Origin of the sequence: Vibrio sp. FF145, from assembly GCF_041439075.1 — a bacterium.
In the GTDB taxonomy this organism is placed as follows: Bacteria; Pseudomonadota; Gammaproteobacteria; order Enterobacterales; family Vibrionaceae; genus Vibrio; species Vibrio tasmaniensis_A.
Genome location: NZ_JBGONH010000036.1, coordinates 1 through 25,240, shown reverse-complemented (window position 1 = coordinate 25,240; position 25,240 = coordinate 1). Strand labels below are relative to the sequence as shown.

Below are 25,240 nucleotides of genomic sequence, written 5' to 3'. Positions count from 1 at the left end.
TGTAGAGCAAGACATGAAGAAGATAGCTAACGTCAATTTGTGAAAACTAATTACACAATTCATCAACGGTACGTTAATGAATCGCTTCGTTTTGTAGCTTTCTTTCACATAAACTCATAAAGTGATCAAGATCAATCACCCTAAAGGGTAAGCTTGTTAGACTCAGCAGCAAAGAATAAGGCATTAAAAATGCCAAACATTTCTTTTAACTTAGCTGCATAAAGCACATCAAAACCGTGCAACATAATATTAATAAGTTATAACTAAGAAATAACGCAATTACGCGAAATTTTATAATTCAATTTTAGAATTACTAACATAAAAATATGAGGAATCTATGTCAGACGTTGTGAATAATGCGAACTCTGAAGTAGAAGAGAAAAGCTATAAAGAGCTACACCGCCCTGCTTCTGAATTTGAGAGCCGCTCAGATTACTTAGATCACGAACTTCAAATCATGAAGCCTCGTCGTTTTGGCCTAAACCTTCCAGGCCGTGATTTCCGTTTTGAACTTGAAGATCTTGTTCCTGCACTTGCTGGTACCATCGGTATCATCGCGATGTACTCTGCAGTAATGATGTCTTGGGCTGATGGCCTAACTCAAGCTTGGGATCACGTAAACCTAGGTAAAGACTTCGCGATTGAAGTTGCTCGTGTAGAAATGCTGATTCCTGCACTGCTGTTCTGTATCCTTGCTTCTGGTTTCTTCAACCCTAAAGCAAACCTTGCCGGTAACCACGGCCCAATGATTCCTCTTATTGGTACCATCGCTCTCGCTGGTGCTCACCCTCTTGCATTGGCTATCCTTATCGGTGTCTTCGGTCTAATCCTAAGTTTCCTAAAAGGCGGCTCCAAGCTGGTTAACCTGACTTCGGAAGGTACCGCTGGTGGCTTGCTCATTTTCTTAGGCCTAACGGGTACCATGAGCCAAATTAACTCGATTCAAGCATGGGCGGTTGGTCTTCAATCTTCTACTGTTGAAGCGGGCAGCATGGGTTACGTTGGTTTAATCGTTCTTGCTATTACTATTGCTATCTATGCTTTCTTAGCAAAAGTGAACAAGCGTTGGTTAGCTATCCCAGTTTGTGCATTCACAGGCCTTGCTATTGCATTAGCATTGGGCGCTGGTTTCGATATCGTATTCGAAACTGAAATGGGTATCCCAAACCTAAACCCAGTTTACTGGTGGGGTTCGACTTCTGAAGGTTGGATGCTTGGCTTACCAAACGTTGAACACTTCATCGCTTCTCTACCATTCGCAATTCTTGCCGTAGCAATGTGGTCGCCAGATTTCCTAGGTCACCGTATCTTCCAAGAACTGAACTACCCTAAAAAGTCTGAAAAAGTTCTGATGGACGTTGATGACACAATGACTATGTGTTCAGTTCGTCAAATGGTGGGTACTGCGGTTGGTGGTGGTAACATCACTTCTTCTTGGGGTACTTACATGATCCCAGCAGCAATCGCGAAACGTCCAATTCCTGGCGGCGCAATCTTGCTTGGTTCTCTATGTATTATTGTTGCGATTCTTGGTTTCCCAATGGACGTTGCAGTATGGCCACCAGTGATGCGTGTTGCGCTACTTGTAGGTGTGTCTCTACCTCTACTTGAAGCGGGTATGCAAATGGTTAAGGATTCAAAGGATTCTCAAGCAGCTGGTATCTGTATCTTCGGTTCAGCGGTTGTTAACCCTGTATTAGCATGGGCTCTGACTATGCTTCTTGATAACAACGGTCTAATTGGTGATAAAGAGCGTGCGAAGCGTCTATCATTTGTAGATAAGATTGTAATCCCAGTTGGCGTTTTAGTTATCTGTTTAGTAGCAATGCTTGCAGTTGGTATGCTAGAAAGTCAATATGGCCTAAAAGCTTGGCTATAATGCTCATTACTACACAAAAGTAGTATTGGGATTAAAAAAAAGTTTGGGTGGCAACCCCTGCCACTCAAATTTTTTCAACTTTTTTTGGCATTTATTGATTTAGTTTAAGGTTTACAGAAATTTTTTAGCGTAGTCTTGAATACATAGAGTAAAGACAACATATAAAAGGTAGTGACAATATATATAACCATATGACGCTCATATGCTCATATATATTGTTATTAATAAGAGTGTACTACCCTTACGAGGGGCGCTGGCTCAACAGTGTTAATGTACGTATTTTTTCTACTAAAAAGGTAGGTATGTCATGGCAGAGCAATTTGCTAAAGCTTGGGAAGATTTTGCTGCAGGTGAGTGGCAAAGCGAAGTAAACGTTCGTGATTTCATTCAAAAGAACTACACGCCATATGAAGGCGACGAGTCTTTCCTAGTTTCTGAGGGTACTGAAGCAACTAACAAGCTTTGGTCTTCGGTAATGGAAGGTATCAAACAGGAAAACGCAACTAAAGCACCTGTAGATTTCGATACTTCTGTTATCTCTACCATTACTGCTCACGATGCAGGTTACATTGAGAAAGATCTTGAGACTATCGTTGGTCTACAAACTGAGAAGCCACTAAAACGTGCAATCATCCCTAACGGTGGTGTACGTATGGTTGAAGGTTCTTGTAAAGCATACGGTGAAACTCTTGACCCAATGGTTTCAAAAATCTACTCAGAATACCGCAAAACACACAATGCTGGCGTTTTCGATATCTACACTCCTGATATCCTAAAATGTCGTAAGTCTGGTGTTCTGACTGGTCTTCCTGATGCTTACGGCCGTGGTCGTATCATTGGTGACTACCGTCGTGTTGCACTTTACGGTATCAACTTCCTAATGAAAGACAAAGCTGCTCAATTCGCTTCTCTACAAGAGCGTTTCGAGAACGGCGAAGATCTTGCTGCTACAATGCAATTGCGTGAAGAGATCTCTGAGCAACATCGTGCTCTAGGTCAAATCAAGCAAATGGCTGAGAAATACGGTTTCGATATCTCTGAGCCAGCTCAAACTGCTCAAGAAGCTATTCAGTGGACTTACTTCGGCTACCTAGCTGCAGTTAAATCTCAAAACGGTGCTGCAATGTCTCTAGGTCGTACTTCGACTTTCCTAGACATCTACATCGAGCGTGATATCGCTGCTGGCAAAATCACAGAAGACCAAGCACAAGAGATGATCGACCACTTCGTAATGAAGCTGCGTATGGTTCGTTTCCTACGTACTCCTGAGTACGATGAGCTATTCTCTGGCGACCCAATCTGGGCTACAGAATCTATGGGTGGTATGGGTGTTGATGGTCGTACGCTAGTAACGCGTTCGAACTTCCGTTTCCTTAACTCTCTATACACTATGGGTCCTTCTCCAGAGCCAAACATCACAGTTCTTTGGTCTGAGCAACTACCTGACGGCTTCAAGCGTTTCTGTGCGAAGGTATCTATCGATACTTCTTCTATCCAGTACGAAAATGATGACCTAATGCGTCCTGACCTTGGTTCTGATGATTACGCAATCGCTTGTTGTGTATCACCAATGATCGTTGGTAAGCAAATGCAGTTCTTCGGCGCTCGTGCTAACCTTGCAAAAACTATGCTTTACGCAATCAACGGCGGCGTTGATGAGAAGCTTAAAATGCAAGTTGGCCCAGTTGGCGACAAGATCACTGACGAAGTACTTAACTACGATGACGTAATGGGTCGCCTAGACACATTCATGGATTGGTTAGCTAAGCAATACGTGACTGCGCTTAACAGCATCCACTTCATGCACGACAAGTACAGCTACGAAGCGTCTCTAATGGCTCTTCATGACCGTGACGTTCGTCGTACTATGGCTTGTGGTATCGCTGGTCTGTCTGTTGCTGCTGACTCACTGTCTGCAATCAAATTCGCGACTGTTAAACCAATCCGCGACGAAGATGGCATTGCAACTGACTTCGAAATCGAAGGCGATTACCCTAAATACGGTAACAACGACTCTCGTGTAGATGACATTGCTTGTGAACTAGTTTCTACGTTCATGAACAAGATCCGTAAGCTTAAGACTTACCGTGATTCAATCCCTACACAGTCAGTTCTTACTATCACGTCTAACGTGGTATACGGTAAGAAAACAGGTAACACTCCAGACGGTCGTCGTGCTGGTGCTCCTTTCGCTCCTGGTGCAAACCCAATGCACGGTCGTGATGAGAAAGGCGCTGTAGCTTCACTAACGTCTGTAGGTAAACTACCGTTTGCTGATGCTCAAGATGGTATCTCTTACACTTTCTCTATCGTGCCAAACGCGCTAGGTAAAGAAGAAGATAGCCAACGTGCTAACCTTGCAGGCCTAATGGATGGTTACTTCCACCACGAAGCTGGCATTGAAGGTGGTCAACACCTTAACGTGAACGTTCTTAACCGTGAAACTCTAGAAGACGCAGTTAAGCACCCTGAGAAATACCCTCAGCTAACGATTCGTGTTTCTGGTTACGCTGTACGCTTTAACTCTCTGACTACAGAGCAGCAAGCTGACGTAATCGCACGTACATTTACTGAGTCTCTATAAGCTCACGCTCAATAGACAGTAAAAACTATTAGCCTCGCCAATGTGCGGGGCTTTTTTATATCTACCCTAAATCTCATCAATAACCCTCCCCTAAGAAAGATTAGATTGGCCACAAAAAGCACACTCGCATTCACTTTTTTTCTACAAATCCACTCAAACTACGGTACTATTTCTGTTCATCATTTTAGAGTAACCGCTACATGAAATACCTTCGTTATTTACCACTGATTCTCCTCTCTTGTTCATCACTGGCATCTGAACGCTCTACGTTAACTTTTGCGTTAGACAACGATGGTATCTTTGGTGTCGACCAAGACTATACCAACGGTTTATTTCTGGGTTACACATCGTCAAGTATTACGCCATACGCTTGGGTAAAACCATTAAGCCTTTCCTATTGGGGCGCAAGCTCTTTAGATAAATGGGAAATCACCATTGGTCACAAGATGTACACGCCTTCTGACATTGAATTAGAAAAGCCATCAACCAATGATCGTCCATACGCAGGTTACCTACATACAGAATTCAACTACATCAGCTTGAACCCACAACAAGCCCAGCGTTTTAACATCACGTTTGGTACTACAGGCGAGCGCGCACTTTCCGAAGACGCTCAAAAACTGGTTCACTCAATCACTAAATCAGACGAACCTATGGGTTGGAAGTATCAAGTTGATGATGAGTACGCAGGTAGCCTTGGTTACTTAAGTCATTTCAACCTAATGCGTAATCAAGCATTAGCGAATACTGACTTCGAGATATCTAACGTATCAGAGATCAACGTTGGTAATTTTAGAAGCGACATTTCTACTGGATTTATGTTCCGTTGGGGTACTGACTTGGGCGGCAACTTTGGCGCAGCGAACATCAGCACAGAAAACCCATTCAAAGCAGGCATGATAGGTGCTTCAAATACAGGTTGGTTTACTTACGCAGGTCTTGAAGGGCGTTACCGATTTAATGACCTGACTGTCGAAGGGGATCGTTCCGGTGTTAATGATTATGCAAAGAAAAATGACCAAGATCCTGCGATCTACGATGTCACTTTAGAGAACATTCAAGCGACAGCGATACTTGGTGTTGCTTGGTATAACCAATACGTTGGTGCATCTTTCGCACTTACCGCAAAAACACCCGATTACCAAGAAGCAACAAAGTCAGTGTACGGTACTGGTGGCATCACTATGTTTGCTTTCTTCTAGCCATAGAAAAGGCTTTCACCGCCTGCTTTTCAAGTTAAATAAAGGCAATCATCTTCACAGGTGATTGCCTTTATTTTTAAAGACCTAGTTACCATTTGACCCTATTTTATGTACCGTTTTTGTAATAAAATAAACGGTATAAATTCCTATACGAGAATAGCTCATGTCTACAACTGGTCGCATTCACTCATTCGAATCTTGTGGTACTGTCGATGGCCCTGGTATCCGCTTTATTGTGTTTCTTCAAGGCTGCTTAATGCGTTGTATGTACTGCCATAATCGCGATACATGGGATCTTCATGACGGAAAGGAAGTAACGGTCGAAGAGATCATTAACGAAGCAAAATCATACCGTCATTTCATGAAAGCCTCTGGCGGTGGTATCACCTGTTCAGGTGGCGAAGCGATGCTACAACCTGAGTTTGTTCGTGATTTTTTCCGCGCGGCTCAAGCTGAAGGCATCCACACTTGTCTTGATACTAATGGCTATATTCGTAAACACACTGAAGTGGTCGATGAAGTACTAGAAGCCTCTGATCTGGTAATGCTGGATCTTAAACATATGCGAGATGAAATTCACCACGATTTCATTGGTGTATCAAACCGACGTACTCTGGATTTTGCACGCTACCTACACAAAATAGGTAAGAAGACGTGGATTCGTTATGTGATTGTTCCTGGTTACACAGATACGCCAGAAGATGCGCATCTTCTGGGTGAATTCATTAAGGACATGGATAACATCGAAAAAGTAGAACTGCTTCCATACCACAAGCTAGGTGCTCATAAGTGGGAAGCATTGGGTCACGACTACCCTCTTGAAGGTACAAATCCGCCAAGCAAAGAAAAAATGGACGAGATTGTTGCTATCCTCAGTCAATACCATTCAAACGTAAAATACTAATTTAGACTTACGTTAATAGTGATTTCAAACGCCTCAATTTCGATTGGGGCGTTTTCTTTTTTGGTTAAAACAATCCTTTCACTTTTCTTTACAACTTTTGTTTATCAATTCAAAAAATCATATTAAATCCGTGTTGAGATCATGTTTCCACTCTTAGGAATGCTGTTACTCTTACTGCAACAAAATAATATAACATTTAGTTTTTTAGTGAGGTTCCTCCCATGGAAATGACCAATGCTCAGCGTCTAATTCTATCAAATCAATACTACCTAATGTCTCAAATGGATCCTGAGAACTCAGCTAAATACCAGCGTCTACAAACGATTGTAGAACGTGGTTACGAACTCCAAATGCGTGAGCTTAACAAAGAATTTGGTTGTTTAACTGAAGCAGAATGTCGCGAAATTATCGACATTATGGAGATGTACCATGCGATGCAAGAGTCGAATAAAATGCTTGCAGATCAAGAGCGTGCGGAAGTCGACCAACGTCGTCTACAATTCCTAGGTTTCGATATCGCTTCTGAAGCACAAATCGTACATTACGTGCGTTTCCTTGTTGACTCTGAAGGACTTTACCCTCAATTTGACAAAGCAGATCACCACTTCAATAGTCAAATGCCAATGTTAGAAAAGTACCGTCGCATGCTAACAACATGGCGCAACTGCCCTCGTCAGTACCACCTATGTGCGACAGAGCTATCTCAAATCTTTAGCGCTTAATACGTTAATAGATCAGCGATAACTTTTAAAAAAATTTCAAGAAAAAGGGTTACTCATCATGAGTAACCCTTTTTTAATGTTCGCATACAAACAGAAACCGGGAATGATAAAGCGATATGGATATGACGTGAGCTTTATATACAGAAAACGTAATTAATCATGAAGATAAGATATTAAACATTGAACCATTTTCAATTAATTTCTCTGATATCGCCCATTAACCAACGAACACAAACCTAGAATTTATAACCAATTAAGTCATTCATCTTTATTAACTCCACTTCGAAACATTTAATACAAATTAAAAACCACCGATCTGTTTTGAACGGTGTTTTTTATTTTAAATAAGATAGCTAGAATGCTCCCCGAAATTTATTAACCAGAGCGATAAACAAAATGAGAAAATTCATCCTTGCATCACTAGCTATCATGTCTACTTCAGCTTTCGCAGCTAACGAAATGTACGTACTTGGTGGCGTTGGAATCAACGAAGACGACACAGGCGCACAATTCACTGTTGGTTCACAAGTTCTTGATACAAACTTTTATCTAGAATCAACCATGAATTACATCGATTCAGATAACAGCGATGTAACTTCAGACGTAAACGGCAAGCTAACTAAGTACAAAGGCAATTTGAAACACTTCAAAATGTCTTTGGCTCCAATGTATAAATATAGCTTCGATGAGTCTTTTGCTATCTACGGTAAAGTTGGTCTTGCATACTCTAACCTCAATTCTAAATTAACGACTACTGATAAAGATGGCTCAGTGTATAACAAGCATTCAAATAGCGAATGGGGTGCAACTTACGGCATCGGTGCTGAATTTAAGTCAGCGCAACCAATGTTTGGTAACTCGAAGTTTATGGCACGTGTTGGTTTTGATTGGTATGACTTCAGCTCAGGTGGTCTAAACCTAGGCAGTGACGGCACTCTAGGTCTACAGGCCGGTTTCACTTTCTAAGGTATGAAGTAGAAAAGTTTTACACTAATTGAGCTGATCATCGTTATTGCTATTCTTGGTATCTTAGTGTTAACCGCTGCCCCAAGTTTTCAAACCACTGGGTGAAGAGTTCGGTAGTACTTTGATTTATAGGGAAATCATTGATGGGTGCTAAATCTAGCCATGCCTTTCCTTGATTTGATTTGATTTGATTTGATTACTGTAATAATCGGTCGGTACTTCGCATAAATAAAAAGGGTTACTCATCATGAGTAACCCTTTGTTAATGTCCGCATTTAGAGAGAGAAACCAAAGCAACTAGAAGACGTAGGCAACACCGACGTTTGCGGCCATGTTGATGCCACTTTCAAGTATTGGGCTGTTCTCAATATCACCTTCAAGGTTGGTATAACGAACGCCACCAGTGACTCGGATATTTGGCGTCACATGCAAGTAACCACCTAAACCGATAAAGTATTGGCCATCCCAGTCTGCATCGAACTCGTTCAAATTAGTTCTCGACGCTTCTGCTGAACTCACCCCGTACAGGTGGTTATTCAGGCGCTCACTGTTATAAGCATAACCAATAGAGGGTGTAATCGCCCACCCATTGCGACGAATCGGCAAACGCCATGCGGCTTCCGCATAGATACCATTATGCCTAAATCCTAAGTCAGATCCTGCTGTCGCTTCAAACATCCCGACCAAGGTGATCACTTGGTAGCTAATGCCACCTAATACTGATGCTTTACGCTCGTCTAACTTCTGGATATCAGTATTATCAGAGTCACTTGGCTTTATTGTTCTTGGATCATAAACCGCTCTAAACACAATATTCTGTGGTGAACCTGCAGGTAGCAAGCGATAACCAGCACTGAATCCACGCATGAAAAAATGCTCACCTTCATAACCAATCATGGGGATCACCGTACGATTTGACGGCGTCTCTTTATAGACAGCAGGAGAATAAGAAGCGGCGACGCCCAGTGACCACTGTGAGATTTTTGCATGTGTTGCTGTCGAAGCTAGTAACGCAGCACTGATAGCCACTATTCTAAACCCATTATTCTTCACTACATCTACCTATTTATTGAGCAACTTTGGATAACGCAGTGCATTATATGGTACTTCATTCCAAAAAATCAATAGAGCTCAGTGATACATCTAATACACATAAATCCAGTGTGAGTATTGTTAAGCGACCTAAAATCACAAAACAAACGGTTAGATCCGCTCGAATGTAAAATAATTCGATTCCACACGCCTCAAGTTGCCTATTGCGATCGCTACGTTTTTCACACGCAAAATTGTAAATAAATACATAATTGTTAAGCAAAATTGTCGAAGCGGGTCTAACCTTAAAATGTAGGGAGAGCCTATTTTTCAATCGCTCGTCAGTTTTGACTGGTTAACAAGGGGAATGTGACTATGAGTATTTTTGACCACTATCAATCACGTTATGAAGCAGCCAAGGAAGAAGAGCTCACATTGCAAGAGTTCTTAGGGCTGTGTAAAGACGATAAAAGTGCTTACGCTAACGCTGCTGAGCGCTTATTACTCGCCATTGGCGAACCGGAGGTTATAGACACCGCTCAAGACCCCCATCTAAGTCGTATTTTCTCGAACCGTGTCATCTCACGCTACAGCGAATTTAAAGATTTCTACGGCATGGAAGATGCGATTGAACAGATTGTTTCTTACCTAAAACACGCTGCACAAGGCTTAGAAGAACGGAAGCAAATCCTTTACCTGCTTGGCCCTGTGGGCGGTGGTAAATCTTCCCTTGCTGAAAAACTCAAAGCACTGATGCAAAAGCTACCAATCTATGTGCTGTCTGCAGATGGTGAACGAAGCCCAGTGAATGATCACCCCTTCTGTCTATTTGACGTAAACGAAGATGGCGACCTTTTGAAACAAGAGTACGGAATAGAGAAACGTTACATACGCTCTATCATGTCTCCTTGGGCAGCGAAACGCCTCCATGATTTCGGTGGTGATATCTCTAGATTCAAAGTCATCAAACTGCGCCCTTCTATTCTCGACCAAGTTGCGATTGCGAAGACAGAGCCTGGTGATGAGAACAACCAAGATATCTCGTCTCTGGTTGGTAAAGTCGATATTCGTAAGCTTGAGCACTTCTCTCAAGATGATCCCGATGCCTATAGTTACTCTGGTGCGCTGTGTAAAGCCAACCAAGGTGTGATGGAATTCGTAGAGATGTTCAAGGCGCCAATCAAAGTCTTGCACCCACTTCTAACGGCAACGCAAGAAGGTAACTTCAACGGTACCGAAGGGCTCTCTGCACTGCCATTTGACGGTATGATTCTGGCTCACTCAAACGAATCCGAGTGGCAGACCTTCCGTAACAACAAAAACAACGAAGCCTTTCTCGACCGTGTGTACATTGTAAAAGTCCCTTACTGTCTGCGCGTCTCTGAAGAAGTTAAGATCTATCAAAAACTGCTTGAGCACAGTGAGCTATCCAAAGCCCCTTGTTCGCCAAGCACACTCGATCTGCTATCGCAATTCAGCATCCTATCGAGACTGAAAGAGCCTGAAAACTCTTCTCTGTTCTCAAAAATGCGGGTTTACGATGGTGAGACTCTAAAAGACACCGATCCAAAAGCGAAGAGTTACCAAGAGTACCGAGACTACGCAGGTGTTGACGAAGGCATGTCTGGGCTATCAACGCGTTTCGCCTTTAAGATCCTGTCTCGTGTATTTAACTTCGACCAAGCCGAAGTGGCGGCAAACCCGGTTCACTTGTTCTACGTGATTGAACAACAAATCGAACGTGAACAGTTCCCTCAAGAGACCGCCGAGAAGTATCTTGAGTTCTTGAAAGGATACCTAGTACCGCGTTACGTAGAATTCATTGGTAAAGAAATTCAAACCGCTTACCTAGAGTCTTACTCTGAGTACGGACAGAATATCTTCGACCGCTATGTCACCTACGCGGACTTCTGGATTCAAGACCAAGAGTACCGCGATCCAGAAACAGGACAGCTATTTGACCGTGCTTCTCTGAATGGTGAACTAGAAAAAATCGAGAAAACAGCTGGGATCAGTAACCCTAAAGACTTCCGAAATGAGATTGTGAACTTCGTGCTTCGTGCCAAAGCCAACAATAACGGTCAAAACCCAGTTTGGACGAGCTACGAGAAACTGCGCACTGTAATTGAGAAGAAAATGTTCTCCAACACAGAAGAGCTGCTTCCTGTTATTTCGTTCAATGCTAAGACCTCAACGGATGATCAGAAAAAACACGACGACTTCGTTGCTCGTATGATGGAAAAAGGCTACACCGAGAAACAAGTGAGACTGCTATCCGAGTGGTACCTAAGAGTTCGTAAATCCTCATAACCAAACTGTATTGAGCTGCTCAACTAAGCAGCTCATACAAACCAATAACTTTATACCCTAACGAACGAATAGCTTTAGTAAACTAATAACTCTTATACCCGAATAAAAAGTAGGATCGCGACATCAGCTGAGAGGGAGTTCTTATGGCACAATTTATCGATCGGAGGCTCAATGGCAAGAATAAGAGTGCTGTGAATAGACAGCGTTTCTTACGACGTCATAAAGAGCAAATCAAAGAATCTGTGGCCGATGCAGTCAACCGACGCTCAATCACCAATACTGAAACCGGTGAAGACGTCACTATTCCCCATAAAGACATCAAAGAGCCAAGCTTTCACCAAGGTCAAGGCGGCGTAAGAGAACGCGTTCACCCAGGTAATGACCAGTTCATCACGGGCGATAAAATTGAACGTCCTAAAGGTGGCGGTCAAGGTGGTGGCGCAGGCCAGGGTGACGCAAGCCCTGATGGCGAAGGCCAAGATGAATTTACATTCCAAATTTCAAAAGATGAATATCTTGATATTCTCTTTGAAGATTTAGCTCTTCCTAATCTAGAGAAGAATCAGGTCAACAAAATCACCGAATGGAAGACACATCGCTCTGGTTATCAAAGCGCGGGGATTCCTTCCAACATCGCAATCGTGCGTTCACTGCAGCAATCTCTGGCTCGTAGAACCGCGATGACAGCAGGTAAAAAGCGCGAGCTTAACCTACTGATGGAGCAGCTTGACCAAGTTAAAATGACGGAACCAGCACAACCCTTTGAAGAAAGTCGTTTAAAAGAAGAGATTGCCGAGTTACGTAAAAAAATTGAAAGCGTGCCATTTATTGACACCTTCGACCTGCGTTTTAAAAACTACGAGAAGCGCCCTATTCCATCTAGCCAAGCCGTTATGTTCTGCCTAATGGATGTATCTGGCTCAATGGATCAAGCCACCAAAGACATTGCGAAGCGCTTTTATGTCCTTCTGTATCTGTTCCTAAACCGCACCTACGAAAACGTCGATGTTGTGTTTATTCGTCACCATACTCAGGCTAAAGAAGTCGACGAGCACGAGTTTTTCTACTCCCAAGAAACCGGTGGCACCATCGTTTCTAGTGCACTGAAACTAATGAAAGAAATTGTCGCAGATCGTTATCCTGCTAATGAGTGGAACATCTATGCAGCACAAGCCTCTGATGGCGATAACTGGGCTGATGACTCTCCTCGTTGTAAAGAGCTATTAGTCAATACACTTCTGCCAACTTGCCAATATTACTCTTACATCGAAATAACACGCCGCTCTCATCAAACACTTTGGCACGAATACGAAAAACTCGAGAGTAGCTTTGACAACTTCGCCATGAAAAATATTAAAACGGTGGATGATATTTTTCCTGTGTTTAGAGAACTGTTCCAGAAAGAGACAGCGTAAGGGAGTTTGCCATGATAGCGAAATCAAACGTTGCAGAGAAAGACAAAGCTGCAAAGAAGAAAAACGACAAGATGCTGCCTGATGGTCCAGATTGGACATTCAACCTCTTGGAGAAATACCACGTAGAAATTAAGCGTGTAGCGCAGCATTACCGTTTAGACACTTACCCGAACCAGATTGAAGTGATTACCTCTGAGCAGATGATGGATGCTTACTCCAGTATTGGTATGCCCATCAATTACAACCACTGGTCTTTTGGTAAGAAATTCATCCAAACCGAACAAAACTACAAACACGGCCAAATGGGCTTAGCGTACGAAATCGTGATCAACTCAGATCCGTGTATCGCTTACTTAATGGAAGAGAACACGGTCACCATGCAAGCGTTGGTAATGGCGCACGCCTGTTACGGTCATAACTCGTTCTTTAAGGGTAATTACCTGTTCCAAACCTGGACTGATGCAAGCTCAATTATCGACTATCTATTGTTCGCGAAAAAATACATTACCGATTGCGAAGAAAAATACGGTGTGGCTGAAGTCGAGAAACTTCTCGATTCTTGTCATGCTCTCATGAACTACGGCGTAGACAGATACAAACGCCCAGAGAAGATTTCCATTGCGGAAGAAACCGCAAGACAAGAAGAACGTGAAGCGTATCTGCAATCTCAAGTGAATGAACTTTGGAGAACGGTTCCTCAGAACAAAAGTAAGGAAGAAGAAACCAAGATACGTTTCCCTAGTGAGCCTCAAGAAAACATTCTCTATTTTATTGAGAAGAACGCCCCATTGCTTGAACCTTGGCAGCGAGAGTGTGTTCGTATTGTTCGTAAGGTAAGCCAATACTTCTATCCTCAGAAACAAACTCAAGTAATGAATGAGGGTTGGGCAACCTTCTGGCATTACACCATTCTTAACCACCTTTACGACGAAGGCTTGGTGAGTGATAAGTTCATCTTAGAGTTCCTACACAGTCACACCAGTGTGGTTGCTCAACCCGCCTACAACAGCCCTTATTTCAGTGGGATAAATCCTTATGCACTTGGCTTTGCGATGTTTAGAGACATCCGACGCATCTGCGAAGAGCCCACCGATGAAGATAAAGAGTGGTTCCCTGAATTAGCCGGAAGTGATTGGTTAGAAGCAGTGCACTTTGCGATGCACAACTTCAAAGATGAAAGCTTCATCAGCCAATACCTTTCTCCAAAGATCATTCGTGATTTTAAGCTGTTCTCAGTACTCGACGACGACCGTAAAAATACCATTGAAGTCAGTGCGATTCACGATGATCCTGGCTATCGCCTGATTAGAGAAAAGCTCGCGGCGCAGTACAATCTAAGCAACCTTGAGCCAAATATTCAGGTATTTAATGTCGATGTTCGTGGTGATCGCTCAATGACACTGCAATATGTGCCTCATGACCGTATCCCGCTAGATAAAGGCTACGATGAAGTATTAAAACACCTTTATCGCTTATGGGGCTTTGATGTGATTTTGGAAGAGCTCAAAGACACAGGTCATAGAGAAATATTGACCACCTGTCCGAAACGAAATGATTATGGAGCCAAGATTTAATATCAATCACAGTAAATCAGTGATTGATATTAAACTCCGCTCCCCCTACAACATAGTGGTCACCCGCTCGGAAGTGGAGCAATAAAAAGCGCATAAGTCTGATGACTTATGCGCTTTCTTTTTAAGGCTCAAACGTCTGTAAATGAACGTAAGACACTAAGCCTAGAACTAGAACTAGAACTAGAACTAGAACTCAATAAGCTTAAACAATCGGCTTTTGACCGCGTTCAATCAGCTTCATCAGCACGCTGTCTGCAGATTTACCTGCCACGCCCGCTAGTTTGTCTGAAAGCTTTTTCTTCTGTACGTAGTGAATCGCTAGAACTGTTTTGTCCTTACATGCCGCTACGACTAAATCATCAGAAGTGCTGATCTCATCCACCAGCCCAAGTTCATGTGCTTGTGTACCAAACCAGTGTTCACCCGTTGCTACTTTTTCAAGATCTAACGCAGGACGATGATCACGGATGAAGTCTTTAAATAGGCCATGTGTCTCTTCTAGCTCTTCTTTAAACTTCTCGCGTGCTTTATCGCTGTTCTCACCAAACATAGTTAATGTACGTTTGTACTCACCCGCCGTTAACTGTTCGAACTCAATATCGTGCTTTTTAAGCAGTTTGTTGAAGTTTGGCAGTTGAGCGATAACACCAATAGAGCCAACAATAGCAAACGGTGCAGATACAATTTTGTCTGCGATACATGCCATCATGTAACCGCCACTTGCTGCGACTTTGTCTACCGATATAGTCAGAGGCAAGCCTGCTGCTTTGATACGATCAAGTTGAGAAGATGCCAAACCATAGCCGTGAACCATGCCACCGCCAGACTCAAGTTTAAGCAATACTTCATCACCTTCACGAGCCACAGCCAGAACCGCCGTTACCTCTTCACGTAATGAAGCCACTTCTTTCGCATCAATGCTGCCGTTAAAATCAAGAACGAATAGATGTGGTTCACGCTTGCTATCAAGCTCACCCTCTTTCGCTGCTTTCTTCACTTCTTTACCGCGTGATTTTACTTTCTCTTTTTCCGCTTTCTTTTCTGCTTTATCACGGGCTTTGATGAAAGCATCATCGTGTAGATGGTGCTCTAATTGTTCAATCGTCTGTTTGTGGTGTTCAGATAGGTTCGTGATTTCCAGCTCACCTTTAATCGCGCTTGATTTCCCACCCACAGATTTAGCAATCACTAAAATTGCGATGATGGCGATTACAACGGTCGCAATCTTGGCTAAAAACAAGCCGTAGTCCAACAAAAATTCCAATGTCATATCCCCTATTGTATGAATTAGTGTATTGTAACCATCTTGTCACGATTACCAAGAATTTCTCATCATTCCTGCGGTTATCTGTGTGATTAAACATCAATGGAATGACGAACATAATAAAAGAAAGAAGGATAAGCACAGTGGATTACCCAATCTCTACAGATGCCCTCAAAGATAAAGTAATTTTGGTTACAGGTGCCGGTGCTGGCATTGGTCGCCAAGCAGCACTAAGCTTCGCTCAACATGGCGCAACTGTCATTCTGTTAGGCCGCAATGTTAAAAACCTTGAATTCATTTACGATGAAATCGAAAGCGCTGGTTACCCACAACCTGCGATTATCCCATTGGATTTAAAAGGCGCGACAAAACAGAACTACATCGACATGGCTGAAACCATTGAATCACAGTTCGGTCGTTTAGATGGTCTACTGCATAACGCAGGTGTGCTTGGCACGTTAAGTCCATTCGATCAAATCGATGAAGAAACGTTTGATGGCGTCATGCAAATCAACGTTAAAGCTGAATTTCTAATGACTCAAGCGTTACTGCCTGTCATTAAGAAAGCGGAAGCGGGTCGTATTGTCTTTACCTCTTCAACGGTTGGTCACTCTGGCCGCGCGTTCTGGGGTACTTACGCAATTTCAAAGTTTGCTACAGAAGGCATGATGCAGATCTTAGCCGATGAGCTTGAAGGTACCGATATCCGCGTTAATGCGATTAATCCGGGCGGCACTCAAACACGCATGCGTGCAAAAGCGTACCCAGGTGAAGATGCGAACAAGTTAAAAACGCCACTAGACATCATCCCGCTGTATCTACACTTAATGAACCCAAGTGTGACAGACATTCATGGCCAATGTATCGATGCTCAACCTAAGTAGCTGATATTATGAGCAATAACAAAAAGTCGCTTTAATAGCGGCTTTTTTTGTATCTAAATCAACCATCTAATAGTTAGTTCACCTAATTTTCGTCATTTTGCTTTGCATCTTTTTCATTGTTAAATATACTGTATAAATATACAGGTATTTAATTATGCATAAACTAATAAAAAACTTACAAGACCGCCAGCTAATCTGGACAGGGTTACAATCAACAACGCAAGGAAGTACCACTTCAACAGGCTATTCTCAATTGGATAAACAGCTTGATGGTGGCTTTCCGACGCATGGTGTTATTGAGGTTGAATCGCAACAAGGGATCGGCGAACTTCGCCTGCTTACACCATATTTAGCTCAACAAAAATCACAAAAATCACAAAAATCACAAAAATTGGCCATATTCATTAACCCACCGGGGAAGATCTGTGCTGAGTTTTTTAGCAGCCAAGGTATTGAACTAGAGAACATCCTCGTTATCCAACCTCAGCGCGATCTCGATGCATTGTGGGCAGCAGAGCAGTGCCTCAAGAGTGGTGCCTGTCACTCGGTATTGCTATGGGGAGCGGATCTCGAAATTCACCAAACCAAGCGCCTGCAAGCGGCAAGCGAAACGGGCAAGTGTCTGCAATTTCATTTTAAAACCACCAGCCATAATCAGTTATCCCTACCCGTTTCTTTAAGCATAAAGCTGTCTTCTCACGCCCAAGGGTTGAAGGTAGAGGTAACAAAAAGAAAAGGCAGTTGGTCGTATGGTAGCTTTATTCTAGACATGACACACAACTGGCCGTTACTCACAGAGAAAGTCGTTTATGAAGACAATTCAGACCGTGCTTTGTCTGGTAACACTGTGCTGGCTTTTCCTATTGCGAAGCAAGGTTAGCGTATGTTGTGGCTTTATCTGCACTTTCCGTCTCTGCAATTGGATACCTTGTTTAACTCTAATGAATTGGGTTCGAGCGAAGACTCACGCGAACAACCCATTATCATCGTGGATGAAAAAGATCACCGTGTACTGCAAGCAAACCCAGCTGCGCTGCAATCGGGTATTTCGCTTGGTATGGGCTTAGGGTCTGCAGCTGCTTTGTGCCACAACTTACACGTCCACCCTTACAGTATTGAACTGGAGAAAAGTAAGCTTAAAGAGATCGCTCAATGGGCGTATCTGGTCACTTCCGACATGGCGTTATTGCCACCTAATGGTTTGTTGATTAAAGCCTCTAACATGCTGTCACTTTACGACGGGCTAGATAACTACTGGCATGAGCTCAAAAGCCACTTAGAAACGCTCAATATCCAGTTCAGCTTCGCTACGGGTTATTCGCCGCTTTCTGCGATCCTTTTGGGTAAGCAAGCGATCAACCAAGCAACAAACAATATTGAGCAGATGCAAACTTGGGTCAATCAACAAGCATTAATTTCCAGTGAGCTACCGACCAAGCAAGTGGAACGCCTGAACCGTGTTGGTATCAATGTCGTTGAAGACTTATTAAAACTGCCTTTGCAAGATGTCGCGCGCCGCTTTGATATCGACTTGGTGAACTATGTTGGTCGTCTTAATGGGCAGTTCAAGCACCCGATTGATTTCTATCACCCACCAGAGAGTTTCCAACAATATTTGGAGCTGCTGTTTGATATTGAAAACATCCTGTTCATCGAAAAGCCTTTGCTGAAATTGTTGAATCAGCTCGAGTGTTTTTTGAGGTTACGCGACCGAGTGGCTTTCGAGTTAACGCTGACTTTGCATCTAAGAGATAAAGATGATCACCCAGTCTCTTTTTATTCTGCGCAGGGCGATTACCTTGCGGCCAAATGGGCGAACCTAACGCATCTAACCTTAGAGTCACTGAAGATAACAGCACCCGTACAGGGGCTGACTCTCTCTTTGATTCGTCATGGAGAACCGCAAGTCGCCTATCATGATCTTTTTGATGGTAATACAGGAACACTTGCCGCGTTAGATTTGCTCTCATTACTGCAAGCTAAGTTAGGGCAAGCCTGTATTCAAACTCCCAGAATACAACATGATCCAAGGCCAGAAAAAGCCAATCAGTACTCGCTTCCAACACTGAGTAAGTCTGTGGCAAAAAAGCAAACGCCCCCAGAGAGCGAGCAACAAACCATAGATCTCAACGTCCATCAACAACGACTCCGGCCCAGTATTTTACTGCCAGAGCCCGAAGCCTTAACCGAAAGCGTCACCTTATCTCAAGGCCCTGAGCGTATTGTGTCTGGCTGGTGGGACGGAGAGAAAATCATTCGTGACTACTTTATTGCTCACAGTGAAAACGGTCGATGGTTATGGATCTTTAGAACACCCGATAAACAGTGGTTCTTGCACGGTTTGTTCAGCTAGTCAGTTTAGTAAGTCGTTCTTGCAACTTGCTTCATTTAAACGCCCTTTTCAATCATATTCATCCGCAATGGTTAAGTGAGATTACGTTATGTCTCAGCAATACTCAGAGCTATTTTGCCAAAGTAATTACTCCTTTCTAGAGGGAGCTTCGCATGCGGAAGAGCTTGTTTTACAGGCCGACTTCTTACGTTACAAAGCACTCGCGGTTACTGATGAGTGCTCAGTCGCGGGCATCGTTAAGGTTCACTCAGCAATCAAGCAACATAAACTGTCGCTCAAGCAAATTGTCGGGAGCATGTTTTGGTTAAATGAAGAGTGCCAAGTGGTTTTGCTATGCCCAAATAGAGAGGCCTATGCCGAGCTATGTCGTATTATTACCAACGCGAGACGTCGTAGCAGTAAAGGACATTATCAGCTCTCTGAGTGGGATATCATGTCGGCTAAGCACTGCTTCATTCTTTGGTTTCCTCAACAGAAAAATGAAGACGCACACTGGGGGCAATGGCTCTCCCAGCATCATTCAGGTCGGCTTTGGATCGGCTTACAACGACACCTAAAACAAACCGACCAGCAGTACACAGATTACTGCGTTGAGCTGTCACAACATCATCAACTGCCGATAACAGCGTGTGGTGGCGTGCTGATGCACAACGCGAACCGCTTACCCTTGCAGCATTCACTCACTGCGATCAAATACCAACGTCCCATTACTGAAGTGGGCAGTCACTTACTCGCTAATGCCGAGCGCTGTTTACGGAGTATCAATAAGATCTCTCATATATTCAAAGCTGAGTGGCTAGAAGAGAGCAACCGAATCGCTGAGCTGTGTGAATTTGATTTAGCCAGCTTGCGCTACGAATACCCAAGCGAGCTGATCCCTCAAGGTGAGACACCCATGAGCTACCTACGCATGTTAGTCGAAAAGGGAAAACGAGCTCGCTTCCCGCAAGGTGTACCTAATGACATTCAACAAATCATAGATAAAGAATTGAGGCTAATTGACGCGCTTGACTACCCTTTCTTTTTTCTCACCATTCACGACATCGTCATATTTGCCAAAAGCCAAGGCATTCTTTACCAAGGTCGAGGTTCAGCGGCCAATTCCGTGGTCTGTTACTGCCTAGAGATCACCTCTGTCGACCCAAGACAAATCTCAGTGCTATTTGAACGCTTCATCAGTAAAGAGCGCGATGAGCCGCCCGATATTGATGTCGATTTTGAGCACGAGCGCCGTGAAGAAGTCATCCAATACATCTACAAAAAATACGGTAGAGAACGCGCAGCACTTGCCGCAACTGTCATTTCATATCGCTTTAAAAGCGCGGTCAGAGATGTCGGCAAAGCTTTAGGGCTACAAGAAACTCAGCTTGATTACTTTATAAAGAACACCAATCGCAGGGACAAAAGCTTAGGTTGGCAGGCTCAGCTCACTCAATTGGGGCTACAGCCTGATTCTTTGAAGGGACAGCAGTTTATCCATTTGGTTAATGAGATCATCGGCTTTCCACGTCACCTGTCTCAGCATGTTGGCGGCTTCGTGATCTCTTCTGGGCCTTTGTATGAATTGGTTCCCGTCGAAAATGCGGCTATGCACGATCGAACCATAATTCAATGGGATAAAGATGATCTTGAAACATTGGGGCTGCTGAAAGTTGATGTACTCGCGTTAGGTATGCTCTCTGCGATTCGTAAATGTTTCGACCTGATCAAACGCATTCACGGGCGATCACTGACCATTGCTGAGATCACTCGCCTTAAGGACGATCCTCAGGTTTACGGCATGATTCAGCGAGCAGATACGGTCGGGATATTCCAAATTGAGTCACGTGCGCAAATGAGCATGCTGCCAAGGCTTAAGCCGAAGACTTATTACGACTTGGTGATTCAAATCGCTATCGTACGTCCTGGGCCTATTCAAGGCGATATGGTTCACCCATTCTTAAAGCGTCGAGATGGTATTGAGCCAATCAGTTATCCATCTAAAGACGTGGAGTCGGTACTGTCGCGCACCTTGGGTGTACCGATATTCCAAGAGCAAGTGATTAAACTCGCGATGGTGGCTGCAGGATTCACAGGTGGAGAGGCGGATCAGCTCAGACGCGCCATGGCTGCTTGGAAGAAAAATGGCAACGTCTTTAAGTTTAAAAACAAACTCATCGAGGGAATGCAAAAACGCGGCTATGAGACAGAGTTTGCTGAGCAGATCTTTAAACAGATATGCGGCTTTGGCGAATACGGTTTTCCAGAAAGCCATTCTGCTTCGTTTGCGGTGCTAGCCTATTGCTCAGCTTGGTTGAAATGCTACTACCCAGAATGCTTCTATGCTTCCTTGCTCAATAGCCAACCTATGGGGTTTTATAGCCCATCACAGTTGGTACAAGACGCACAACGACACAATGTGGTAGTTCTTCCGGTATGTGTGAACGCCTCACAAGACAACCACACTGTCATCGCTCATCAGAATGGTTTAGCGATTCGCTTAGGGCTGCGACAAATCAAAGGATTCAGCGAACATGGGATTCAAAGCGTGCTCGCCAATCGTCCACAATCCGGTTATCGCCACCCTAGCCAGGTGAAACAGTTATCGATGAATAAGAAAGATATCGAGCTACTGGCATCGGCCAATGCGCTACATAACGTATCGGGAGACCGCTTCCAGACTCGCTGGACAATCATGGACTCCGCTTCTGATTTACCTCTGTTTAGCCAAGTCTATGACGATGTTGGGGATGGACAAGACCAACATGCACTGCACAAACCCAATGAGATGCAAGATCTACTCGAAGACTTCACCAGTGTCGGAATTTCATTGAACAAACACCCAATCACTTTGCTAGAAGAAGCGGGACGATTAGGTCGATTCACACACATGAAGGATTTAATACAGCAAAGACACAAATCTATGGTCACGGTTGTTGGATTAGTCACAGGAAAACAAGCTCCCGGAACCGCGGCAGGTGTTACCTTTGTTACATTAGAAGATAACACGGGCAATATTAATGTCGTGGTATGGGGAGCAACCGCGCGCTCTCAACAGCAAGCTTATCTGACAGCCAAAGCGTTAAAAGTACAAGGAATATTAGAAAAGGAAGGCGAAGTTGTGCATGTTATAGCGGGTAAACTCATCGATATTACCGATGACATTATTGGTTTGAACACCAAATCCCGAGATTTTCATTAACGAATCAAGTTGCCCTCTAAGAAACGCTAGAAACGAAAAAGGGAAGCATCCGCTTCCCTTAAATTCAAGTTGTTGAGTTATACCTCAACGTCCGCTTCCGTACGTCTTTTCTTAAATTCCCTATACAGTAATAAGCTCAAAGTCATGACGACTTTAGACGTTAACCATATCATTCAGAGGAACTACCTTAGATTGTGCATGAAAAGTTACGTTAGTAGTTGAGCATATTTTGTTAAAAAACATGCTGTATCAAATACTAGCAAACGTTTTCGCCAAGGTCATTCGAAACAAACCGTACAGCTGCATTAATTACAAAATCTGACGCATTCGCTCTTGAGTTACTTCAACTAAGAGGTCTGGTTGGAATTTAGAAATAAAGCGATTACACCCTACTTTCTCAACCATGGCTTCATTGAAACTACCACTTAATGAAGTATTTAGCGTAATAAACAAGTCATGCATTCGAGGATCAGTTCGAACTTCATGAGTCAGTTTGTAGCCATCCATTTCTGGCATTTCAGCATCGGTGATCATCAACAGTATTTCTTGATTGATGTCTTTGCCTTCATCACACCACTTCTTAAGTAAAGTCAGTGCTTCTAAGCCGTCACAACATTCGATAATGTTCAAACCAAGTTGCGACAAGGTGCCTTTGATCTGGTTGCGTGCTGTTGAAGAATCATCCACGATAAGCACATTGCGGCCAACCATTTCATTCGCTAACTGCTGATCTAGAACACCGTCAGAAATCGACACGTCGTAGTCGATGATCTCCGCTAACACTTTTTCAACATCGATGATCTCAACGATTTTGTGCTGCTCTTCTTCTTGGATATGCGTGATGGCAGTTAGGTAGTTTGCTCGACCCGTAGTCTTTGGTGGCGGTTGGATTTCTGTCCATGTCGTATTCACGATATTGCGAACTTGTCCAACCAAGAAGCCTTGTACGGTTCGGTTGTATTCGGTAATGATCAAGTTGTTTTCTTGAGTCTCATCACGTGATGGTGGGAAACCAATCGCACTGCGTAAATCAATCACAGGTACAGATTCACCACGTAAAGAAGCAACACCCGTAATATGATGGTGAGAGCCTGGCAAGCGAGTGAGTACAGGCACTTTTAAGACTTCTTTCACTTTAAATACGTTAATCGCAAATAGTTGGCGACTATTTAAGCTAAATAACAAGAGTTCCAGACGGTTTTCACCGACGAGTTTAGTTCTCTGATCAACAGAATTTAAAACGCCAGACATACAACACCTTAGTGACAAATAATAACTGTGGCTACAATAGCCTAATTCGATAGGTTAAAGCAAAGCGCAAATACACAGATGCTTAAACTAAGTACAACAAATGCTGTTATACATAGTTTAAGTGCATGGAAAGGGTTAAAGGAAGGCTAAAAACGATAAAAAAAGGGTTAGCCTTCAATCACTTTCATTAACAATTGGCCATCATATAAAGCTTGTTTAACAAGCGCAGCACCTGGCATGGTGGCTTGTTTATAGAATCGAGATTCCACCAGTTCTAAATCTTGATGGTAAACCGATAAACTCTGCTCTTCGATACACTTTTGAATCGCAGGATACAACACGCTTTTAGCCTGATTGATAACACCACCTATCAAGATTTTCTCAGGATTGAAAAGGTTGATCACAATCGCTATCGCGGCACCTAAATAACGACCTAACTGTTCAATCACTTCAACAGCCAGTGGATCACCATCAGCAGCAGCAGCGCAGATCTGTTCAATTGTGACATCTTCAAACGCCGTTAGTGATGATGCCTCGCCATTAGCCAGTCTTTCTTTGACTTGCTCACGGAGAGCCTGTGAACTCGCAACCGTTTCTAAACAGCCATGATTACCACAATGACAAAGCTTGCCTTGTTTATCGATCTGAATATGACCAAGCTCACCGATGTTACCGTGGCGACCTTGCAATACTCGACCGTCGAGAATGATCCCAGCGCCTACACCGTGGTGAATCGAGATAAGAACGGAATTATCGTTATCTTGAGAGTGACCAAACAGCTTCTCTGCTAATGCCCACGCTCGGGTATCATTGGCAATAAAGACAGGTAGACCTGTTTCTTTGTAGATCTCAGGACCCAACGCTAAGTTTTTAACGTTATAGTGTGGCATCTGCAACACAATTCCCTGCTCAGAATTCACAAGCCCAGGTAGCGTAACCGCAATACTTGTTACCCTATCGAGTTGCTCGGCATAAGTTTGAAAAAACTCATCAATTTCATGCAGAAGACGCGCAAGTACATCGTCTTGGTCACGTTCATGAATATCAATCTTAGTATCGATAAGTACATCGCCGCCCAATTCATGAAGCGCGATAGTGAGATACCCACGACCAAGACGCATCGACAGAAACTGCCAACCTTCGTTATTGGTTTGCAGACCGACAGCAGGACGCCCACGAGTCGTGGCTTCTTGAACCGTCGTTTCGTGAATAAGGTGAGCTTCAATGAGTTCACGGGTAATTTTAGTAATACTCGCCGGGGCCAACTCACTTTGCTTGGACAGATCGATACGAGAAATAGGACCTTTAAGGTCAATTAGTTTATATACACGACCAGCATTGACCTGTTTGATATGATCAATATGGCCCGGTTGAGCCATGTACATTTTACGCTCCAGAAATCATCAACGCGGTAATTTTTTTACTTTGCGAAGTAATTGTGAAGTCACTTGGTATATCGCCGTGACCCGTATCACGTATATACATGAATCTTTGTGTATCTAGTCAAATAGTTCGAGAAAAGTTAGTACCTACATCGATAAATTGAGACTTAATTTTCTTAATGAAACATCGTTATTGAGCCCTGAATTCAATAATTAGATACAAATAAAGAAATATCCTCCTAGCTCCCAATAAATAATCAATTAATGCATATACTTAATTAAGGCGCGTTGACCTTTCGTGGTTAAATTTTGTTCGAGATAAAAGCGTTTTAATCGC

At 43.3% G+C, this 25,240-nt stretch carries 17 protein-coding genes and 1 pseudogene; 14 read left to right on the top strand and 4 right to left on the bottom strand.

Going from position 1 to position 25,240, the window contains the following annotated elements; translation table 11 throughout:
• Positions 1 to 337 precede the first annotated feature (337 nt).
• The 7 genes and pseudogenes from ACED42_RS14305 to ACED42_RS14275 all read left to right on the top strand — a co-directional run.
• A complete protein-coding gene (locus ACED42_RS14305) occupies positions 338 to 1,879 on the top strand; it encodes a DUF3360 family protein (protein ID WP_009846317.1) in 1,542 nt (513 codons plus the stop codon).
• A gap of 307 nt (positions 1,880 to 2,186) precedes the next feature.
• Entirely contained in the window at positions 2,187 to 4,463 is a 2,277-nt protein-coding gene (gene pflB, locus ACED42_RS14300; protein ID WP_012603590.1) for a formate C-acetyltransferase, read from the top strand.
• Between the two features lie 200 nt (positions 4,464 to 4,663).
• On the top strand, positions 4,664 to 5,665 hold the full coding sequence (locus tag ACED42_RS14295; RefSeq protein WP_371703019.1) for a lipid A deacylase LpxR family protein: 1,002 nt from the start codon (positions 4,664 to 4,666) through the stop codon (positions 5,663 to 5,665).
• Positions 5,666 to 5,828: 163 nt separating this feature from the next.
• Complete coding sequence (pflA, locus tag ACED42_RS14290; RefSeq protein WP_009846312.1) at positions 5,829 to 6,569, top strand: pyruvate formate lyase 1-activating protein; 741 nt, start codon at positions 5,829 to 5,831, stop codon at positions 6,567 to 6,569.
• Positions 6,570 to 6,790: 221 nt separating this feature from the next.
• Positions 6,791 to 7,291, top strand: a complete 501-nt coding sequence (locus tag ACED42_RS14285) for a YfbU family protein (protein ID WP_009846313.1) — start codon at positions 6,791 to 6,793, stop codon at positions 7,289 to 7,291.
• A gap of 396 nt (positions 7,292 to 7,687) precedes the next feature.
• Positions 7,688 to 8,257, top strand: coding sequence for an outer membrane protein (locus ACED42_RS14280; protein WP_017084001.1), 570 nt, complete (start codon positions 7,688 to 7,690; stop codon positions 8,255 to 8,257).
• 18 nt (positions 8,258 to 8,275) lie between these two features.
• Positions 8,276 to 8,362: pseudogene (locus ACED42_RS14275) on the top strand (prepilin-type N-terminal cleavage/methylation domain-containing protein); the annotation flags it as partial.
• Between the two features lie 192 nt (positions 8,363 to 8,554).
• Here the strand turns inward: ACED42_RS14275 and ACED42_RS14270 are convergent.
• A complete protein-coding gene (locus ACED42_RS14270) occupies positions 8,555 to 9,310 on the bottom strand; it encodes a MipA/OmpV family protein (protein WP_371703017.1) in 756 nt (251 codons plus the stop codon).
• A gap of 354 nt (positions 9,311 to 9,664) precedes the next feature.
• On the opposite strand from ACED42_RS14270, the gene ACED42_RS14265 reads away from it, so the two are divergent.
• The 3 genes from ACED42_RS14265 (at position 9,665) to ACED42_RS14255 (ending at position 14,588) form a co-directional block, all read left to right on the top strand.
• Positions 9,665 to 11,599: a PrkA family serine protein kinase gene (locus ACED42_RS14265; RefSeq protein WP_004736581.1), complete on the top strand. Its 1,935-nt coding sequence runs from the start codon at positions 9,665 to 9,667 to the stop codon at positions 11,597 to 11,599.
• Positions 11,600 to 11,742: 143 nt separating this feature from the next.
• A complete protein-coding gene (locus ACED42_RS14260) occupies positions 11,743 to 13,014 on the top strand; it encodes a YeaH/YhbH family protein (RefSeq protein WP_017078142.1) in 1,272 nt (423 codons plus the stop codon).
• 11 nt (positions 13,015 to 13,025) lie between these two features.
• The gene (locus tag ACED42_RS14255) at positions 13,026 to 14,588 is read left to right on the top strand and encodes a SpoVR family protein (RefSeq protein ID WP_371703014.1); all 1,563 of its coding nucleotides are present in this window, start codon (positions 13,026 to 13,028) and stop codon (positions 14,586 to 14,588) included.
• Between the two features lie 202 nt (positions 14,589 to 14,790).
• On the opposite strand, the gene sohB is transcribed toward ACED42_RS14255, so the two are convergent.
• Positions 14,791 to 15,852: a protease SohB gene (sohB, locus tag ACED42_RS14250; RefSeq protein ID WP_009849001.1), complete on the bottom strand. Its 1,062-nt coding sequence runs from the start codon at positions 15,850 to 15,852 to the stop codon at positions 14,791 to 14,793.
• 143 nt (positions 15,853 to 15,995) lie between these two features.
• Here sohB and ACED42_RS14245 point away from each other — a divergent pair, with 143 nt between their 5' ends.
• From ACED42_RS14245 to ACED42_RS14230, 4 genes are all read left to right on the top strand, one after another.
• Complete coding sequence (locus ACED42_RS14245) at positions 15,996 to 16,736, top strand: YciK family oxidoreductase (RefSeq protein WP_371703013.1); 741 nt, start codon at positions 15,996 to 15,998, stop codon at positions 16,734 to 16,736.
• A gap of 154 nt (positions 16,737 to 16,890) precedes the next feature.
• Positions 16,891 to 17,616 carry a translesion DNA synthesis-associated protein ImuA gene (gene imuA, locus ACED42_RS14240; protein ID WP_371703011.1) on the top strand — a complete coding sequence of 242 codons (726 nt, stop codon included), beginning with the start codon at positions 16,891 to 16,893 and terminating at the stop codon, positions 17,614 to 17,616.
• A gap of 3 nt (positions 17,617 to 17,619) precedes the next feature.
• Positions 17,620 to 19,089 (top strand): DNA polymerase Y family protein, encoded by a 1,470-nt coding sequence (locus ACED42_RS14235; RefSeq protein WP_371703009.1) that lies wholly within the window; start codon positions 17,620 to 17,622, stop codon positions 19,087 to 19,089.
• A gap of 88 nt (positions 19,090 to 19,177) precedes the next feature.
• Positions 19,178 to 22,270 (top strand): error-prone DNA polymerase, encoded by a 3,093-nt coding sequence (locus ACED42_RS14230; protein ID WP_371703007.1) that lies wholly within the window; start codon positions 19,178 to 19,180, stop codon positions 22,268 to 22,270.
• Positions 22,271 to 22,579: 309 nt separating this feature from the next.
• On the opposite strand, the gene ACED42_RS14225 is transcribed toward ACED42_RS14230, so the two are convergent.
• Positions 22,580 to 23,521: a chemotaxis protein CheV gene (locus ACED42_RS14225; RefSeq protein WP_009848992.1), complete on the bottom strand. Its 942-nt coding sequence runs from the start codon at positions 23,519 to 23,521 to the stop codon at positions 22,580 to 22,582.
• Positions 23,522 to 23,688: 167 nt separating this feature from the next.
• On the bottom strand, positions 23,689 to 24,906 hold the full coding sequence (locus ACED42_RS14220; protein WP_017102815.1) for an ROK family protein: 1,218 nt from the start codon (positions 24,904 to 24,906) through the stop codon (positions 23,689 to 23,691).
• Positions 24,907 to 25,240 lie beyond the last annotated feature (334 nt).

Excerpts from the sequence above, each read along its gene's own strand:
- ACED42_RS14285 (WP_009846313.1), top strand. The coding sequence starts at position 6,791 with ATGGAAATGACCAATGCTCAGCGTCTAATTCTATCAAATCAATACTAC.
- ACED42_RS14305 (WP_009846317.1), top strand. The coding sequence starts at position 338 with ATGTCAGACGTTGTGAATAATGCGAACTCTGAAGTAGAAGAGAAAAGC.
- ACED42_RS14235 (WP_371703009.1), top strand. The coding sequence starts at position 17,620 with ATGTTGTGGCTTTATCTGCACTTTCCGTCTCTGCAATTGGATACCTTG.
- ACED42_RS14260 (WP_017078142.1), top strand. The coding sequence starts at position 11,743 with ATGGCACAATTTATCGATCGGAGGCTCAATGGCAAGAATAAGAGTGCT.
- imuA (WP_371703011.1), top strand. The coding sequence starts at position 16,891 with ATGCATAAACTAATAAAAAACTTACAAGACCGCCAGCTAATCTGGACA.
- pflB (WP_012603590.1), top strand. The coding sequence starts at position 2,187 with ATGGCAGAGCAATTTGCTAAAGCTTGGGAAGATTTTGCTGCAGGTGAG.
- pflA (WP_009846312.1), top strand. The coding sequence starts at position 5,829 with ATGTCTACAACTGGTCGCATTCACTCATTCGAATCTTGTGGTACTGTC.
- ACED42_RS14280 (WP_017084001.1), top strand. The coding sequence starts at position 7,688 with ATGAGAAAATTCATCCTTGCATCACTAGCTATCATGTCTACTTCAGCT.
- ACED42_RS14265 (WP_004736581.1), top strand. The coding sequence starts at position 9,665 with ATGAGTATTTTTGACCACTATCAATCACGTTATGAAGCAGCCAAGGAA.
- ACED42_RS14295 (WP_371703019.1), top strand. The coding sequence starts at position 4,664 with ATGAAATACCTTCGTTATTTACCACTGATTCTCCTCTCTTGTTCATCA.
- ACED42_RS14220 (WP_017102815.1), bottom strand. The coding sequence starts at position 24,906 with ATGTACATGGCTCAACCGGGCCATATTGATCATATCAAACAGGTCAAT.
- ACED42_RS14230 (WP_371703007.1), top strand. The coding sequence starts at position 19,178 with ATGTCTCAGCAATACTCAGAGCTATTTTGCCAAAGTAATTACTCCTTT.
- ACED42_RS14255 (WP_371703014.1), top strand. The coding sequence starts at position 13,026 with ATGATAGCGAAATCAAACGTTGCAGAGAAAGACAAAGCTGCAAAGAAG.
- ACED42_RS14225 (WP_009848992.1), bottom strand. The coding sequence starts at position 23,521 with ATGTCTGGCGTTTTAAATTCTGTTGATCAGAGAACTAAACTCGTCGGT.